Raw genomic sequence first — 15,685 nt, 5'->3', positions numbered from 1 at the left:
TACTTTTTTGTTTCTTTCAGTAAATATAAAAGTCCGCGTAGAAATATTTGACCCGGTTCCCGCGCGCGTATCACTGGCGCAGCGCCGCCTTCTTGGATGGTGCCGGGGCGGCTTCCGCCATGTTGCCGTCATCGGCATACGTGAGGGTCAGCAGGGTATTGTCGTCCCAGCTCACGTCATGCAGCGGCGGCACGTAGCGCTGGCGGTCTTCCGTGATGCGGATGTCCAGCGTGCGCTCGCCCGAGCGCGCCTGCACGGCAAGCAGCTTGCGGAATACGGGAAACGGCACGTGGATCAGCGACGAGTGGCAAGGCCCGCCCGCCAGACGGAACAGGTTGCGCCGCACAAACGGCAGGTCATCCTGCTCGACGGCCCAGCGGATTTCGCATTCCAGACGCAAGTCGCCCAGGCGGCGCACGTTCTGGGGCAGGCCTGGCGTGTGAATGTCGGCGCGCCAGCGCACGGTGTCGCGCTTCTTGTTGCTGACCAGGTCGGCATTTGCATCGTAGGCGGTCTTGTCGCGCGTCAAGGTGAAACCGCCGTCCGCTGCCAGCGGCACGGGGATGGACAGATTGTCGGCCGACAGGTGCAGGGTCACGCCTTCGAGCCTGGCCTTCGGCGTGGCGGGGATCAGCATGAAGCGCAGCGGCGCGCCTGGCGCCAGGCGCTGGTAGTCGGCGTACGCGTCGAGTCCCTTGAGCATGGTGCGGTAGGGGCGCAGGTCGGGATCGCGCGTGCCTTGCACGTCGACAATCTGTTGTATTTCCTGGTTCGCTGCGTCGCCTGGCGCCGCCGCTTGTTCCTGGGCCATGGCGGGCAGCAGACAGGCGCAAAGGGGGACGAGGAGGAAAAAACGGGGAAGATGCATGGAATGCGTGCCAGGTTGTACTTGCAATGTGGAAACCGGCCAGGCTGGACGGACTGCGGATCTTATCATTCGTGTAACTGCCAAATTATCACCAATTGTCTCGTTCGCGTCGCACGGCTGGCGCTGGCGGCGGAAAATGGGACGTCGCGGCGGCAACCACGTAAAATAGCGGATTGACCGAACGATTTTGAAAGCAAGAGCATGGCGATACAATGGTACCCAGGACACATGAACGCGGCCCGCAAGAAAGCGGCCGAAACCATGGAAAACACCGATCTGGTGATTGAAGTGGTGGACGCGCGCCTGCCGGCAGCCAGCTGCAATCCCATGGTGGACGAGCTGCGCCTGTTCCGCCAGCGCCCTTGCCTGAAAATCCTCAACAAGACCGACCTGGCCGACCCTGCCGCCACCGCCGCCTGGGTGGCCTATTTCAATGCCCAGGAAGGCGTGACCGCGTATGCGATGACGACCAAGAAGCCGGGCGACGTGGCGCGCATCCCGGACCTGGCCAAGTCGCTGGCGCCGCACCGCGGCGTGCCGACCAAGCCGCTGCGCATCATGATCATGGGTATTCCCAACGTGGGCAAGTCGACGCTGATGAACGCGCTGCTGAAAAAACGCGTGGCCAAGGTCGGCGACGAGCCGGCCGTGACGAAAATGCAGCAAAAGCTGTACCTGGACAAGAACACCATTCTCGTCGACACGCCAGGCATGCTGTGGCCGAAGATCGCCATCCCCAGCGACGGCCTGATGCTGGCGGCCAGCCACGCGATCGGCTCGAACGCGCTGATCGAAGAGGAAGTGGCCGTCTTCCTGGCCGAGGAATTGCTCAAGCGCTACCCCGACTTGCTGGCAACCCGCTACGGCACCAAGATCGGCGAAGTCGACGCCATCGGCGTGGTCGAGGGCATCGCCGCCAAACGCGGCTTCCGCATCAAGGGCGGCGACTACGATTTCGAGAAAGCGTCGCACACCCTGCTGCTCGACTACCGCAGCGGCATCCTGGGCCGCATCTCGCTGGAAACGCCGGACACGCGCGCGGCCCTGATGGCCCAGCATGCGGCCGAAATGGCGGAAAAAGCGGCGAAGGCGGCGGAAATTGCCGCTGAAAAGGCGAAGAATGCGGCGCGGGGCAAGCGCGGCACGTAATGAAACAAAAGCCGCTAGCTAGCGGCTTTTTTAAATTCTGGGGTCAGACCCCCGGTGACGTAGGCGTCGAACCTGCCGTTGGCGGTGTTGCGGGACTCGGCGTCCCCGTCTGACCCCGGCTTCCGAATTCACTCCAAAGCAAATTCTGGGGTCAGACCCCCGGTTACGTTGACGCTGAACCAGCCGTTAGCGGTGTTGAGGGTCTGACCCCGGCTTGCTGCTCATTTCCGCTCGCCGCCCCGAACCTGAAACTGGTCACGGCCAGCGCCCCAAAGAAATCCTCTTCGTGGTAGACGACGTGGGCCGCTTCCTGCTCGGCCGCGCCGAGCGCCACCATCAGCGGCAGCAGATGGTCTTCCTGCGGGTGGGCCTGGCGCGCGCCCGGGGCCCGGTCCCAGGCCAGCAACTGTTGCAGCCGCTGCGCCGGCGGCAGGGCCATCGTCTGGCGCAGCCACGCGTCGAACTGATGCGAGGCGACGGCGCCCGCCTGGCCGAACTGGCGCAGGTTATGGTAACTCAGGCCGCTGCCGACGATCAGCACGCCTTGCCGGCGCAGGCCGGCCAGCGCGCGGCCCACCTCGACGTGCGTCAGCGGGTCGTAGCCGTGCTTGAGCGACAGCTGCACCAGCGGCACGTCCGCCTGCGGGTAGATGGGGAACAGGGCGCTGAAGGTGCCGTGGTCGAAGCCGCGCTCGTGGTCCAGGCGCGCCGGGTGGCCAGCCGCATCGAGCAACTGTTTTACCTGCGCCGCCAGCTCCGGCGCGCCCGGCGCCGGGTACTGGATTTGATACGTGTGCGGCGGAAAGCCCGAATAATCGTAGATCATGCCCGGCTTGGGGCTGGCCGAGACGAGAAATTGCGGCCCTTCCCAGTGCGCCGTGACCACCAGCACGGCTTTCGGGCGCGCGCCGATCTGGCGCGGGATGTCCTGCAGCGACGCTTCCAGCACGTCGTAGCGGCCGCCGAACTGCTCCTTCATGAAGGGCCACGGGCCGCCGCCGTGCGACAGGAAATAGGTGGGGAAGGTGTGCTCTTGCATGGCGGCTCCGGAGTGGAATGACTGATGCTATCGATGATAGTCATGCGCGCTCAGTTGATCAAGATCGCTATTATTGATATATCATTTCCATTTTGTTGATGATCGGATAAGCATGGATACCTTGCGCAGCATGCGCGTGTTTCGCGCCGTGGTGGAACTGGACAGTTTCGTGCGGGCCAGCGAGCGCCTCGATCTGTCGCCGGCCATGGTCAGCAAGCACGTGATGCACCTGGAACGCCACTTGGGCGCGCGCCTGCTGAACCGCAGCAGCCGCCACCTGAGCCTGACGGAAATCGGCAAGGTGTACTTCGAACAGTGCCGCGAGATGCTCGACAACCTCGACGAAGTGGAAGCGACGGTAGGCCGCACGACGGTGGTGCCGCGCGGCATGCTGCGCCTGAGCGCCCCCGTCTGGTTCGCCAACGCCATCTTTACGCGCACCCTGGTGGCTTACCGCAAGCGCTTCCCGGAAGTCACGTTCGACATCGATTTGAGCGGAAGAGTGGTCAACCTGGTGGAAGAAGGTTTCGACCTGGCCCTGCGCGTGAGCCAGGCGCCGTCGCCGGCCCTGATCGCGCGGCCCATCGGCAGCATCGCCTTTCACCTGGTGGCCGCGCCCGCCTACCTGGCGCGCGCGGGCCGGCCGCAGCTGCCGCAAGACCTCACGCAGCACGCCATGATCAGCTATTCCTTGTTGGCGAACGGCAATGAGCTGGCCTTCGACGGGCCGCAGGGACGCGAGACGGTGAAGTTTACGCCCGTGCTGCAATGCAATAACGAAAGCCTGCTGCACGCGGCCGCGCTCGACGGCATGGGCATCGCCCTGCTGCCGTCGTGGCAAACGGATGACGACCTGGCGGCGGGGCGGCTGGTGCGCCTCTTCGACGATTTCAAGCTGGCGGGCGGCAAGGTGTACGCCGTCTATACGAGCCGCCGCTACCTGTCCTCGAAGGTGCGCACCTTCATCGACTTCCTCGCCGATGAAGGGCGCCTGGGGGCCTGACTAGGCGATTGAACGCCTGACGTCGATCAGCGCGAACAGGCGCGCGCTGCGCATCCACGCCAGCGCCAGCGCCGCCAGCTGCGTGACCAGCAAGCCGGCCGCGATGGCCAGCGGACCGGGGCCGGCCAGGTTCAGCCGTGCCACGCCCAGCAGCGCATACAGGGCCAGTCCCAGCACGGTGATGACGAGGTAGATGGCCAGGCAGGCCAGCGGACGCCGGCGCAGCATGCCGAGCCCGCGCCACCAGGCCTTGACGGCCGAGGTGCGGCGCCGGTCGACGGCCAGCGCCGCGCGGCCCGCGTCGAGCGTGGCGCAGGCCAGCAGGAACAGCACGCCCGCGAGCAGCAAGGCCAGGTGACGGGCCAGGTCGGCGTCGGCTTCCAGGATGGCTGTCGCCGCATGCTTGTCGGCCAGTTTCAGCGCGCCGGCGCCGATCGCCAGCGCCACGCCCAGCGGTACGATGCTCCACAACAGCATGCGCAGCATGCGGCCGTATTCGCTGAAGGCGCCCGTCAGCAGGGCACCGAAGCCGGGCGGCGCAGGGGCGCGCGCGGCCGTCACCACCAGGCCGCTCAGCAGCGGCGACAGCAGCAGGGTCAGGACGATGGCGGCGATGGCGGCCTGGCTGATGGCGGCCCCGTTGCGGCTGGCATTGGCGGCCAGGTCGGCCAACGTCATCAGGTCGAGCCGCTGTGCCAGCGCTGCCGCATGCACGGCCTGGTCGAGGCTGGCGCTCAAGGTGCGCCAGACGGGAATGACGGCAACGATGGTCGGGATCAGCAGCAGGCCGGCCCACAGCAGCAGCAAGCGCCATTGCAGGGCGGCGCGGCTGGCGCGCGTGGTCAGGGTCAGGCCGCTGGCCCGTGGCGTGGAAGTGGCGCTCATACGATGGCGATCAGGGAAAGCAGGTATTGGAAGGCGGCAGCGATATCGAGGCTCCAGCGCCGCGCGGCGGACGTGTCGGCCTTCAGGGTACGGCTGTCATCGAGCTTGTTGACGTCGAGGTAGTGCACGCGGTCGGGATCGAGTTCGGCCGAGACGGCCTTCACGGGCTTGCTCCAGGTGTAGCGCTGCCACAGTTGCCCGTTGTCCCACACCACGCGTTCGGAGCTGCCGTCGGCGAACTTCACCAGCAGCACCTGCGGCACGGGCGCGCCGCGGCGGCGCAGCACCACGCTGGTCAGATAGGGATAGGGCCCGGTGCCGGGCTTGGCGTCCGGGTGCGCCTTGTCCCACGCCGCGCGCACCTTGTCCTCTTCTTTTTCCAGCGCCTCGGGCGTGCGTTCCACGCGCTTGCCGTTCACCAGCGCCAGGCCGGCCAGCGGCGTCTGCTCTTCGCTGGTGAAGCTGCCGATGCGGTCGTCGATATTCGCGCTGGCATGGACTTGCTGCGCGAAGACCTGTTCCACGATGCGCCGCTGGCCCGTCGCCTCGGCCAGCGCTTCGCGCAGGTCGGCCACGCTGGGGTGGCGGAATTTCCATTGTTCGTAATAGGCCTTGAAGCCCCGTTCCATGGCCTCGCTGCCGATGCGCGCTTCGAGGTCGCGCAGGGTGGTGGCCGTGCGGCTGTAGACGGGCCCCACGCCCTGCAGGCGGTCCCACGCATTCTGGCCCAGCGGGTCGGCCGCATCCTGGCGTGGCGCGGCCATGCGCTCGGCCTCGAAGACCTTGAAGGCGGGAGCGAAGCCCAGGCGCTTGAGCAGGGGCGTGGTGGCGTGGATGTCCTGGCCGCGCGCGCGCAGCATGCGCTGGTCCCAGTACTCGTTCAAGCCTTCGTCGAGGATCGGTTCCTCGAATTCGTTCGAGGCCAGGATGCCGTAGAAATAGCCATGGCCGAATTCGTGGATGGTGACGAAGTCGAGGCCGAATCCGGCGATGGTCTTCGGCTGCAGGCTGGCGAAGCTCGAGGCCGTGATGAAGGTCGGGTATTCCATGCCGCCCGCTTCGGCCGCATTGAACGGCGGGATCACCACCGTCAGGGTCTTGTACGGATACGGGCCCAGGGTACGCGAGAAATATGTCAGCGAGTCTTTCGCCGCCTGCAGCGCGGGCGCCGCGTTCGACGCATACTCGGGCGGGTACAGCACCTTGATGGCCACGGGCGGGCTGCCAGGGGCGCTCCAGCTGCCCGTCAATGGCGCTGCGCTGCGCTTGTCGGCCGTCCAGGCGAAATCGTGCACGTCGCCCTGCACATAGTGGTGCGTGAGCATGCCGTTTTTCTCCTGCGGCGCGCCCTGCAATTCACCGGTGGCGCCCACCGTGTACTCCCTGGGCACGGTCAGCTTCACGTCGTAGCGGCCGAAGTCGGCGTAGAACTCCGAATTGAGGTGAAATTCATGCGCGTTCCAGCGCGGCGCGGTGGCGCCCCGTTCGCCGGGCAGTTCCAGCACGGCGATCTTCGGGAACCACTGGCCCACCAGGTGGAAGCTGCCGAAATAGCCGGTGCGCGCGATGACGCGCGGCAGCTGGTCGAAGAAGCGCATGTCGAGCGTCGTCTCGGCGCCTGGCGCGACGGCCTGCGGCAAGTCGACGCGCACCACGGTGCGGTCGGTGGCCGGGCCGTTGTCGGGCTGGACGAAATGCCAGGGCGCCTTGGCGCCGTTCTGCGTCACGCTGCGCAGTTCCATGTAGCCCCACTCGCCGTCGCGCGTGCCGACGCCCGAGCGAAAGCCCGTATCGAGCTTGCGCTTCTCGGTAAAAAAGGTCGAATGCTCGCCCTCGAACGCGTTCAGGTACAGGTGCAGGTACACGCTGCTGACGGCTTGCGCGCTGCGGTTGCGCCAGCGCAGTTTCTGCCGGCCGTCTATCGTGTGCTTGACGGGATCGAGCGTCGCTTCGATCTGGTAGTCGACCACGCGGTCCGACAGCGTCGCTTGCGCGCCCGTGCGCGCGCCGCCCCAGGCGTTGCCGGCGCTGGGCGTGGCCACGGCGGCCGCATGCGGCGAAGCGAGGGCGATGCCGTCGGCCGACGGCGCCGGCGGCATGGGCGCGCTGGCCGGCTTGCCCTGGTCCGGCTGGGCGAACAGCTCGGCCTGCAGGGCCAGGCCGGCCAGCAGCAGGGCAGCGATGGCCAGAATCTTGAACTTGCCCGGGAGGGGGACAATGCGGCGGCGCGGCGTGCTACGACTTTCCATGCGTGACTCCCACAGTGACTTGTTGATTTTCAAATGCAGTCGGCTGCGCCCAGGATCGCCGGGTGCTCGTTAATATACCTGTAAAAATTACAAATAAGCAATGGATTATGCTGGCAGCCCAGCTCGCTGTTGCGGCGCCGCGCGCCGTGCGTATAATGATTCGCTTTTGCCATCCTCCTACTACCGTGCGTTCGCGCCCAGGTAGCGCACCCAGCTTTCCGCCATGATGCCTGCCCCTTCCGCCCTGACCATCGCCGCGCGCATCTTGCTCTTGTGCACCCTGACCATGCCTGCGCGCGCACAGGACGGCGCGGATGGTGGCGCGGCCGGCGTCACGCACGGCGATTTGTCCGCCGAACTGGCGCAGGGCGGCCAGCACAGCATGCGCGGCGCCCTGTCGCGCGACCAGGGCGGCATGTCGCTCGACGTGGCCATCGATGGCCTGCGCAATGGCAATTACCGCGATGGCAGCGTGTTTCACCAGCGCGGCTTCAACGGCGGCGCGGAATGGAAGCTGCGCCAGGGCCGCTTCGGCTTCAGCGCCGACCAGCTGAACCAGGACACCCGCTATCCCGCGCCCGAAGCACCGTTCCTGGCCTTGCTGACGGCCCGCCCGGAAGACCTGTACCGCTATGAGGTGCGGCGCGCCAGCGCCTTCGTGCAGCGCTATGTGGGCAGTTTCGAGCTGGGCGTGGAACTGTCGCAGCGGGAAAAGCGCGCTACGGCCCACTATGCGGGCGAGGACGGCAGCATCGAATCGACGTACAGCAGCCGCCGCCGCCAGCTGGCGCCGCGCCTGCGCCATTACGGCAAGGTGGCTGGCGTGGGCACGGACACGGAAGTGGGCCTGGACCTGATGCAGTGGCAGCGGCGCTCGGGCCGCGCGGGCGATGCGCAGCGGCGCCAGTACTCGCGCGCGCTGTTGCTGCGCGAAGAGCTGGCCTTCGGCGGCCTGTATGCGCCGCGCCTGCTGCTGGGACTGCGGCATGAACAGTTCCAGCTCGACCCGGCCGACATGCCCGCCGGCGGCAGCGACTGGGAAAACCAGAATGCGTGGGACTTGCAGGGCAGCCTGCAGCTGCGCCCGCAGCTGAGCGTGTACGCCAGGGCCGCGCGCAGCTACCGCATTGATGACGATGGCTATACCCGCGCCGGCTACCGTCCCCTGGCGGGGCAGCTGCGGCGCGAAATGGAAGTGGGCGCCACCTACGGCGACGCGGCGCGCAGCGCTTCCGTGCGCGTGTTCAGCGAGCGCCTGAGCAACCAGATCGTCTTCGACCAGAACCTGGGCCAGCTGGGCTTTGCGGGCAACCTCGATCCCTCGCGCCGCGCAGGCATCGCCATCGAGGCCGGCATGGCGCTGGCGCGCGACTGGCGCCTCGACGCTCAGCTGCGCCAGGTGCATGCGCGCTATGACGATTACGCCTATGACGGCCCGGACATCGCCCTCGTGCCGAAAACCCTGGCCAGCCTGCGCCTGTACTGGACGGGGCAGGGCGGCGCCAGTGCCGACGTGGGCGTGCAATGGCTGCGCGCCCTGCGTTACGGCCCCGATTTCGCCGGCAGCTGCCTGGCGCAAGTGCCTGCGTTTGCCACCGTGGACGGGCGTTACGTGCGCAAGCTGGGCGCGTGGGAGCTGGAGCTGGCCGGCAGCAACCTGGCCAACCGCCGCCATTACGGCGATGCGCCGGGCTGCCGCTCCAGCATTTACCTCAACGATGCGCGCCAGTTGCGCGTGGCCGCGCGCTACCATTTCTGAGGCACGGGCACGGCGGCGCTTAAGAGCGGCTTAATCGGGCGCAAACGGAGCGCGCAAAAGCGCCTTTTTTCCGCCCGGGCTTCATCGCCCGGCGCAAAAAGTGGTAATCTCGCCCCGTTCACGACCACTTATGATGAAGGATTATTATGCGTTTTCTGCGTTTCTTGCGTCCCCTGCTTGCCGCCGTCACCCTGGTGGCGGCCACCGGCGGCGCCATGGCGGCCGATACCGGCTTTACCACGCTCCCGACGCCAGTGCGCACGGACACGGGCAAGAAGGTGGAAGTGGTCGAGTACTTCATGTACTCGTGCCCGCATTGCTACGCGCTCGATCCGCTGATGCACGACTGGGTCAAGAAGCAGGGCGACAAGATCGCCTTCCGCCGCATCCACCTGGCCTTCTCGGGCCCGAAGGATCCGCAGGCGCACGCCTACGCCACGCTTGAAGCGATGGGCCAGCTGGACCAGTTCCACGACAAGATCTTCCGCGCCATCCACGTCGAGCGCAACCGCCTGAACCGCGATGACGCCATCCTCGACCTGCTGGTGAAGAACGGCATCGACAAGGCGAAATACCTGGACATGTTCAATTCGTTCGGCGTGCAGACCAAGCTGAAACGCAACGAGCAGCTGATCGCGGCCAGCAAGATCGACAGCGCGCCGACCATCGTCATCGACGGCCGTTTCGTGACGTCGCCGGCGCAGTTGTCGCGTCCGGGCCAGTCCGAGCCGCAGACCCAGGCGGCGACCTTGCGCGTGATGGATGAACTGGTGGCGCGCGTCCTGAAAGAGCGCGCTCCCGCGCCAGCGAAGAAGTAACACCGGAGAACACCATGAAACAGCTGCCCTGGACCCTGTGCGTACTGGCCGTCGCCCTCGTGGCGTGGTTGTCGATTGCCATCGTCAACGTGGAAAACCAGCGCAATGCGCTGGCCAGCAAGGCTTGCGTGGACCCCGCGTTCAAGAACGAGGTCGATGCGAAATGCCTGGCGTCCGTGCAGACGCGCGAACACTGGTGGCAGCACCTGACTTATGCCATGACGCATTTCCGAAATTGAATGTGTCAGTACGAAAAACCCGCCGCGCGCGGGTTTTTTTCGGCCGCGTATGATGCAGCCACAAGCAGCCACAACTATTCAGGAGGGACGATGAAGGAAGTGATCCTGATTACGGGCAGCAGCCGCGGCATCGGTGCGGCGACGGCGCTGCTGGCGGCGCGCCAGGGCTATGCCGTCTGCATCAACTATGTGCGCGATGCGCAGGCGGCCGGGGAACTGTGCGCGCGCATCGTGGCGGCGGGCGGCGAGGCCATCGCCGTGCAGGCCGACGTCAGCGAGGAAGCGGACGTGGCGCGCCTGTTCGATGAAGTCGATGCGCGCCTGGGCACGCTCACGGCGCTGGTCAACAACGTGGGCGTGCTGGAGCGGAAATGCCGGCTGGTCGACATGTCCGTGCAGCGCCTCGAACGCGTGCTGCGCACCAACGTGATCAGTTATTTCCTGTGCTGCCAGCAGGCCGTGCGGCGCATGTCGACGGCGAGCGGCGGGCAGGGCGGACGCATCGTGAATGTCTCGTCGGTGGCGGCGCGCATCGGTTCTCCGGACGAATACATCGATTACGCTGCCTCGAAAGGCGCCGTCGATACCCTGACCCTGGGCCTGGCGAAGGAAGTGGCGGCCGAAGGCATCCGCGTCAACGGCGTGCGGCCCGGCATCATCTACACGGACATCCACGCCTCGGGCGGCGAACCGGGCAGGGTGGCGCGCCTGGCATCGGGCGTACCGATGCAGCGGGGCGGCCAGCCGGAAGAAATCGCCGCCGCCATCCTGTACCTGCTGGGACCGGGGGCCAGCTATGTGACGGGCAGCATCCTCGACGTGGCCGGCGGGCGCTGATTTTCAACCCTGGCAAGCAATTGCTTCAAGCGCGGGGCCAATTATCAAGCAGGGCAAGCGAGTCCAGAATGGTGGTGTGCCATATGCACGCCGATCAACTCATTTGGAACCACCATGTCCACTTTTGCTCCCGCCATCCTGGCACTGTCCCTGCTGGCCGCCGCGCCAGTCCATTCCGCCACCAATTTGCCCATGCCGGCCCATTTGTCCGGCGCGCAAGCCGACGCCACGGTGGCGCTGGCCGCGCGCCGCTATGCCGCGTTCTGGGAAAGCGGCGACCCGGCCCTGGCGCGGCTGGCGCTGGCCGATGATTTTACGGACCGCACCTTGCCCGCCGGCCGGCCGCAGGGATTGGCCGGCCCGCTGCAGGCGTCGCAGGTGTTTCACGCGGCCGTGCCGGACTTGAAGGTGGCCATCGAGGAGATGCTGGTAGCGGGCGACCGGGTGACTTTGCGCCTGCATTTCACGGGCCGCTTCACGGGTGTCTTCCCCACGCCGCAGGGACCCTTGCAGGGGCAGGGACAAGCCGTCGATTTCCATGCGTTTGATCTGTACCGTGTCAATGCGCAAGGGCGCATCAGCGACAACTGGCACCTGGAAGACAACCTGACCCTGCTGCGCCAGCTGGGCGTGCTGCCGCAGTAAGGGCGGCCGTCAGGCTTGCAGCGCGGCGAACTGCTGCACGAGGAAGTCGGCCAGCAGGGCGACGCGCGGCGGCTGGAAGCGGCTGCGCCGGTACAGCAGGTTCAGGGGGACGCTGTCGGCAAAATAATTGTCGAGCACCGTCTGCAAGCGCCCCGCGCGCAGGTCGTCGCCGATGTCGAGCAGCGATTTGTAGGCGTAGCCATGGCCGGCCACGGCCCAGCGGCGGATGATTTCGCCGTCGTTGCTGTGCCAGTCCCCCGCCAGGCGCAGGCTGTGGCGCTTGCCGTTTTCGCGGTAGCGCCATTCCTGCGGCGCGCCGTCGCCGGCCGTGAGCACCAGCGTCGGCAGCTGTGCCAGGTCGCGCGGCGCGGCCGGCACGCCCACTCTGGCGGCCAGCGCGGGCGCCACGCACACGACGCGCCTGCCCCGGTGCAGCAGGCGCGCCACCATGTCGCTGTCGGGCAGCTCGCCGTAGCGGATGGCCAGGTCGATATCGTCCTGCACCAGATTGGCCGTCATGTCCGTCAGGGTCAGCGCATGGCGCAACTGCGGGTGCAGCGCGGCAAAGCGGTCGAGCATGGGCAGCAGCAGCTGGCGGCCGATGTCGGACGGCGCCGAGATCCGTACCACGCCACGCACGGCGCCGCCGCCCGCGTGCAAGCCGTCTTCGGCCTGCGCAAGCAAGTCCAGCGCCTGTTCGCTGTACTGGCGATAGTGCAAACCTTCTTCCGTCAGGCGCAGCTGGCGCGTGGTGCGCTCGAACAGGGTGGCGCCCAGCGCCGTTTCCAGGCGCGCGATGGCGGCGCTGGCGGCGGCCGGCGACAAACCGTGCTTGCGGCCGGCCGCGGAAAAGCTGCCCAGCACCGCAGCGTCGAGGAACAGGGCGATTTCCGCCAGGCGCCCGGCGCCGCCGCGCATCATGATCATGCCGGGTGCGCCGCCGCTGGTTTCGGCGCCGGTGCCGAATGGGGCGTGATCACCACGGTGCAGGTGGTGCCGGCTACCAGGACCTGATTCCTGTCTTGTTCATCTATGTGGATGCGCACGGGCACGCGCTGCGCCAGGCGCACCCAGTTGAAGGTGGGATTGACGTCGGCCAGCAGTTCGCGGCCCGTGGCGGCATCGCGGTCGGTGATGCCGCGCGCGATGCTCTCGATGTGGCCGTGCAGGGTGCCGCCGCTCATCAAATTCATTTCCGCCTTGTCGTCCTGCGCCAGCATGCCCAGCTTGGTCTCTTCGAAGTAGCCGACGACGTAGTACGAGGCGCTGTCGATGACGGCCAGCTTGGCCGCGCCGACGGCGGCGAAATCGCCCTTGTGCACGTTCAGGTTCGTCACGTAGCCGCTGACGGGCGCGCGCACGGTGGTGCGTTCCAGGTTCAGTTGCGCCAGCGCGCGCGCGGCCACGGCGGCCTGCACTTGCGACGAGGCCGAGCTGGCGGCAAAGGCCGCGCTTTCGCGGCTTTCCGTCGAGATGATGCTGGCGTCGAGGCCTGCGCGGCGCTGCGCTTCCTTGCCGCGGCGGCCCATTTCCGTTTTTTGCGCGGCCAGCACGGCGTCGGCCTGGGCCAGCGCGCTGGTGTAGCGTTCCTTGTCGACGACGAACAGCACGTCGCCTTTTTGCACCACCTGGTTGTCGCGCACCAGCACGTCCGTGACGGTGCCGGCCACGTCGGCGCTGATGTTGACGATGTCGGCCTTGATGCGGCCGTCGCGCGTCCACGGCGACTCCATGTAGCGGTCCCAGACGGTCTTGCCTATCCACAGGGCTGCTGCCAAGAGCAGCAGGGTGATTGCATAGCGTGTCAGTTTGCTTACCATGTCGGCAGCCTTTCCTTGATTGGGTTGAACAGTTTTTTTTATTTGTAAAGCGATAGAGCGAGCGCGCCGAAGATGGCGATGAAGATGCACAGCCGCGCCAGCGACGGGTGCCATACCATGCGGTACACGCCCAGCCAGCCCAGCACGCGGTCGAGCAGGGTTTGCAGGCCGATGCTGAGGATGAACAGGGGCAGCAGGGTAGGAATCAGAATTCCGAACAGGGCGAATTCACGCGGCATGGTGGTCTCCGGCGCCAGGCGCCATGTGGTCGAGTAATGAGGTGTAGATCGAATGCAGGTCGGCCAAGGCCGTCTGCAACCGTGCGCTGCGTTCGGCTGTCGCTTCCGCTTCCGCTTGCGCCGCGCGCACCACGGCGCCCGCCTGCAGGGTGGCGGCCAGCGCCGCCTGCAGTTGCGCATCGCCGCGCGTGCGCAGCCAGGCGGCGATGCCGTCCACGCACTGCTGCAGCGCATGGCGCGTGGCGCCCGGGCGGGCGGTCGCGATCAGTTCGCGCAATTCGATCACGGAATGGCCGATCTCCAGCAGGGTCAGGGCCTGGCGCACGACGGCGCGCGTGGCCTCGCCCGGCGCCGGCCCGGCCGCCGCATTGAGCTGGCTGAGCAGGTCGCGCACGCGGTTGTCGAAGCGGTGCTTGACTCGTCGCGCCGGCGCCGTGCACGCCTGCAGCGCCTCGCGCCACAGGGCCGGGCCGATATGGTCCTTGTGGCCCATCGTGTGCTCGGGCAGCAGCACGGCAAACACGAGGGCGGCCAGCATCAGGCCGACGATTAGCGCCATGCCCGTGTTCAAAAAGGCCGCGCCGTCGACGTGCATCAGATTCGTCGGCGCCATCTGCGTGATGAAGGTGGACACGCCCAGGCCCACGCCCAGCTTGGCCGGATTCGTCATCAGGTACAGGCCGACGGCGAGGAAGGGCGCAAAGCTCAGTACCAGCATGGGGAAGCCGTCGCCGTGCACCAGCACGAAGTACACGCAGACGAGCGACATGGGCATGGCGATCAAAAAACCCGTCAGCACTTGCCGGATCATCATGATGGGGCGCGGCGAGGACGAGGCCAGCGCGCAGAACACGGCCGCCATCAGCATCGCCGTGCTGGCGTAGGGCCAGGCGAGGAAGTAGGCGCCCAGCGCCAGCAGGGCCAGGCTGATGCCGGCGCGCGCGCCGCTGGCGAGCACCAGCGCGGGCGGCGTCTTCGGCGCATATGCCTGCGGCGTGCTCACGTCGAGCGGCGTGTCGTGCACGAGGCTGAAATACACTTCGTGAAAGCGGCTCATGTCGCGCGCGAAGCGCTCGAGCAGCTCGCACACGGTGTCGAAATCGATGCGCTGCGCATGCGCGATGGCCGCGCCGTCGATGTCCGCGCGCGCCTGCGCCAGCGCCGCCTGCAAATGCCGCTGCATGGTGTCGAGCGAGTCTTGCGAAGGCGTCGTCTGCAGCGCCTCGGCGACGATGGCGTACAGGGGCGCGCAGACCTGCATGACCTGGGTTTCGCCATCGCGCTGCAGGCGGTCGAACAGGCGGTGGAAGGTATAGAAGGTGGTCAGCGCCGTCATGAAGGTGGCGTTGAAGGCGTGCAGCTTGCGGTTCTGCGCGCGCACGTGGCTCACTTTGCTGGTCACTTCGAACAGCGCAGCCGAGCGCCCCAGTTCCAGCGCCGCCACGTCGGCGGCAAACTGCAGATGCGTCAGTTCCACCTGGGCCGGCGTGAGCTTTTGCTGCAGCACGTCATGGCAGAAGGCGAGGAATTTGCCGTAGCGCGCCTGCACCGTGCGCATCACCTGCGTGCCCTGGTGGCGCGGCAGCAGCACGCTGGAGACGGCGGCCGAGCAGATGATGCCCAGGCCCACTTCAGCCACGCGCGTGACGGCCAGCGAGAACACCTGCATCGGCTGCTCGATGGCGGGCAGCACGATCATGCAGGCCGTGTAGCCGGCCAGCACGTACACATACGATTGCGCGTTGCGGTGCAGGGCCGAGCCGCTCGTGCACAGGCCCACCCACAGGGCCAGGCCGGCGAACAGCAGCACGGGCTGCTGTGGGAACAGGCCGATCAGGGTCAGCGCGGCCGTGCAGCCGAGCAGGGTGCCGCACAGGCGGTAAAAGCTTTTTTCCAGCACCATGCCGCTGCTGGGCAGGGCCAGGATGATGGTGGTGGTCATCGCCGTGCTCGGCGAATCGAGGCCCAGGCGGTAGGCCAGCCACAGCGCGCAGAACGCGGCGATGAGAGTCTTGCCGACGTAGATCCAGCGTTCGCCTTCCGTCGCGCGCCAGTCCTGCAGCGCCAGCGCCAGCCAGTGGGCCGCCCGGTTCAGGGGGCCATATGTGGGTTTTGTTGCTGTGGCTGGCGTCATC

At 66.9% G+C, this 15,685-nt stretch carries 15 protein-coding genes; 7 read left to right on the top strand and 8 right to left on the bottom strand.

The window, feature by feature from the left end:
* Nucleotides 1–70: 70 nt before the first annotated feature.
* Nucleotides 71–868, bottom strand: a complete 798-nt coding sequence (locus AC1Q6X_RS07795; protein ID WP_492496239.1) for a hypothetical protein — start codon at nt 866–868, stop codon at nt 71–73.
* Between the two features lie 201 nt (nt 869–1,069).
* Here AC1Q6X_RS07795 and ylqF point away from each other — a divergent pair, with 201 nt between their 5' ends.
* Nucleotides 1,070–2,017 carry a ribosome biogenesis GTPase YlqF gene (gene ylqF, locus AC1Q6X_RS07790; protein WP_071650173.1) on the top strand — a complete coding sequence of 316 codons (948 nt, stop codon included), beginning with the start codon at nt 1,070–1,072 and terminating at the stop codon, nt 2,015–2,017.
* Nucleotides 2,018–2,180: 163 nt separating this feature from the next.
* On the opposite strand, the gene AC1Q6X_RS07785 is transcribed toward ylqF, so the two are convergent.
* Nucleotides 2,181–3,056 (bottom strand): DODA-type extradiol aromatic ring-opening family dioxygenase, encoded by an 876-nt coding sequence (locus AC1Q6X_RS07785; protein WP_492496237.1) that lies wholly within the window; start codon nt 3,054–3,056, stop codon nt 2,181–2,183.
* Nucleotides 3,057–3,168: 112 nt separating this feature from the next.
* Between AC1Q6X_RS07785 and AC1Q6X_RS07780 the strand changes: the two genes are divergently transcribed.
* Nucleotides 3,169–4,059: a LysR family transcriptional regulator gene (locus AC1Q6X_RS07780; RefSeq protein WP_492496235.1), complete on the top strand. Its 891-nt coding sequence runs from the start codon at nt 3,169–3,171 to the stop codon at nt 4,057–4,059.
* Here the strand turns inward: AC1Q6X_RS07780 and AC1Q6X_RS07775 are convergent, their stop codons facing one another.
* Both AC1Q6X_RS07775 and AC1Q6X_RS07770 read right to left on the bottom strand, forming a co-directional pair.
* Nucleotides 4,060–4,944 (bottom strand): hypothetical protein, encoded by an 885-nt coding sequence (locus AC1Q6X_RS07775; protein ID WP_492418940.1) that lies wholly within the window; start codon nt 4,942–4,944, stop codon nt 4,060–4,062.
* Nucleotides 4,941–7,193 (bottom strand): M1 family metallopeptidase, encoded by a 2,253-nt coding sequence (locus AC1Q6X_RS07770; protein ID WP_492496232.1) that lies wholly within the window; start codon nt 7,191–7,193, stop codon nt 4,941–4,943. Before AC1Q6X_RS07770 ends, AC1Q6X_RS07775 begins: the two co-directional genes overlap by 4 nt.
* A 223-nt stretch (nt 7,194–7,416) precedes the next feature.
* On the opposite strand from AC1Q6X_RS07770, the gene AC1Q6X_RS07765 reads away from it, so the two are divergent.
* From AC1Q6X_RS07765 to AC1Q6X_RS07745, 5 genes are all read left to right on the top strand, one after another.
* Nucleotides 7,417–8,952: a TonB-dependent receptor domain-containing protein gene (locus AC1Q6X_RS07765; protein ID WP_492496230.1), complete on the top strand. Its 1,536-nt coding sequence runs from the start codon at nt 7,417–7,419 to the stop codon at nt 8,950–8,952.
* A gap of 146 nt (nt 8,953–9,098) precedes the next feature.
* Nucleotides 9,099–9,770: a thiol:disulfide interchange protein DsbA/DsbL gene (locus AC1Q6X_RS07760; protein ID WP_070219418.1), complete on the top strand. Its 672-nt coding sequence runs from the start codon at nt 9,099–9,101 to the stop codon at nt 9,768–9,770.
* A gap of 14 nt (nt 9,771–9,784) precedes the next feature.
* Nucleotides 9,785–10,009 (top strand): hypothetical protein, encoded by a 225-nt coding sequence (locus AC1Q6X_RS07755; RefSeq protein ID WP_436498984.1) that lies wholly within the window; start codon nt 9,785–9,787, stop codon nt 10,007–10,009.
* 90 nt (nt 10,010–10,099) lie between these two features.
* Nucleotides 10,100–10,846 (top strand): SDR family oxidoreductase, encoded by a 747-nt coding sequence (locus tag AC1Q6X_RS07750; protein ID WP_492496228.1) that lies wholly within the window; start codon nt 10,100–10,102, stop codon nt 10,844–10,846.
* A gap of 114 nt (nt 10,847–10,960) precedes the next feature.
* A complete protein-coding gene (locus AC1Q6X_RS07745) occupies nt 10,961–11,491 on the top strand; it encodes an ester cyclase (RefSeq protein ID WP_492496226.1) in 531 nt (176 codons plus the stop codon).
* A gap of 9 nt (nt 11,492–11,500) precedes the next feature.
* Here AC1Q6X_RS07745 and AC1Q6X_RS07740 read toward each other — a convergent pair whose 3' ends face one another.
* From AC1Q6X_RS07740 to AC1Q6X_RS07725, 4 genes are read right to left on the bottom strand one after another with little or no spacing between them, the layout of a single operon-like run.
* On the bottom strand, nt 11,501–12,418 hold the full coding sequence (locus AC1Q6X_RS07740; RefSeq protein WP_492496224.1) for a LysR family transcriptional regulator: 918 nt from the start codon (nt 12,416–12,418) through the stop codon (nt 11,501–11,503).
* Nucleotides 12,415–13,311: an efflux RND transporter periplasmic adaptor subunit gene (locus AC1Q6X_RS07735; RefSeq protein ID WP_070313787.1), complete on the bottom strand. Its 897-nt coding sequence runs from the start codon at nt 13,309–13,311 to the stop codon at nt 12,415–12,417. Before AC1Q6X_RS07735 ends, AC1Q6X_RS07740 begins: the two co-directional genes overlap by 4 nt.
* 38 nt (nt 13,312–13,349) lie before the next feature.
* Entirely contained in the window at nt 13,350–13,550 is a 201-nt protein-coding gene (locus tag AC1Q6X_RS07730) for a DUF1656 domain-containing protein (RefSeq protein WP_070224633.1), read from the bottom strand.
* Entirely contained in the window at nt 13,540–15,684 is a 2,145-nt protein-coding gene (locus AC1Q6X_RS07725; protein WP_492496221.1) for an FUSC family protein, read from the bottom strand. Before AC1Q6X_RS07725 ends, AC1Q6X_RS07730 begins: the two co-directional genes overlap by 11 nt.
* Nucleotide 15,685: the final 1 nt, after the last annotated feature.

This window comes from Janthinobacterium sp. GW823-FHT06H09, from assembly GCF_058794735.1.
This window is presented reverse-complemented; position numbering and strand designations above follow the sequence as displayed.

Excerpts from the sequence above, each read along its gene's own strand:
- AC1Q6X_RS07730 (WP_070224633.1), bottom strand. The coding sequence starts at position 13,550 with ATGCCGCGTGAATTCGCCCTGTTCGGAATTCTGATTCCTACCCTGCTG.
- AC1Q6X_RS07785 (WP_492496237.1), bottom strand. The coding sequence starts at position 3,056 with ATGCAAGAGCACACCTTCCCCACCTATTTCCTGTCGCACGGCGGCGGC.
- AC1Q6X_RS07760 (WP_070219418.1), top strand. The coding sequence starts at position 9,099 with ATGCGTTTTCTGCGTTTCTTGCGTCCCCTGCTTGCCGCCGTCACCCTG.
- AC1Q6X_RS07770 (WP_492496232.1), bottom strand. The coding sequence starts at position 7,193 with ATGGAAAGTCGTAGCACGCCGCGCCGCCGCATTGTCCCCCTCCCGGGC.
- AC1Q6X_RS07745 (WP_492496226.1), top strand. The coding sequence starts at position 10,961 with ATGTCCACTTTTGCTCCCGCCATCCTGGCACTGTCCCTGCTGGCCGCC.
- AC1Q6X_RS07725 (WP_492496221.1), bottom strand. The coding sequence starts at position 15,684 with ATGACGCCAGCCACAGCAACAAAACCCACATATGGCCCCCTGAACCGG.
- AC1Q6X_RS07765 (WP_492496230.1), top strand. The coding sequence starts at position 7,417 with ATGATGCCTGCCCCTTCCGCCCTGACCATCGCCGCGCGCATCTTGCTC.
- ylqF (WP_071650173.1), top strand. The coding sequence starts at position 1,070 with ATGGCGATACAATGGTACCCAGGACACATGAACGCGGCCCGCAAGAAA.
- AC1Q6X_RS07780 (WP_492496235.1), top strand. The coding sequence starts at position 3,169 with ATGGATACCTTGCGCAGCATGCGCGTGTTTCGCGCCGTGGTGGAACTG.
- AC1Q6X_RS07775 (WP_492418940.1), bottom strand. The coding sequence starts at position 4,944 with ATGAGCGCCACTTCCACGCCACGGGCCAGCGGCCTGACCCTGACCACG.
- AC1Q6X_RS07735 (WP_070313787.1), bottom strand. The coding sequence starts at position 13,311 with ATGGTAAGCAAACTGACACGCTATGCAATCACCCTGCTGCTCTTGGCA.
- AC1Q6X_RS07795 (WP_492496239.1), bottom strand. The coding sequence starts at position 868 with ATGCATCTTCCCCGTTTTTTCCTCCTCGTCCCCCTTTGCGCCTGTCTG.
- AC1Q6X_RS07740 (WP_492496224.1), bottom strand. The coding sequence starts at position 12,418 with ATGATCATGATGCGCGGCGGCGCCGGGCGCCTGGCGGAAATCGCCCTG.
- AC1Q6X_RS07750 (WP_492496228.1), top strand. The coding sequence starts at position 10,100 with ATGAAGGAAGTGATCCTGATTACGGGCAGCAGCCGCGGCATCGGTGCG.
- AC1Q6X_RS07755 (WP_436498984.1), top strand. The coding sequence starts at position 9,785 with ATGAAACAGCTGCCCTGGACCCTGTGCGTACTGGCCGTCGCCCTCGTG.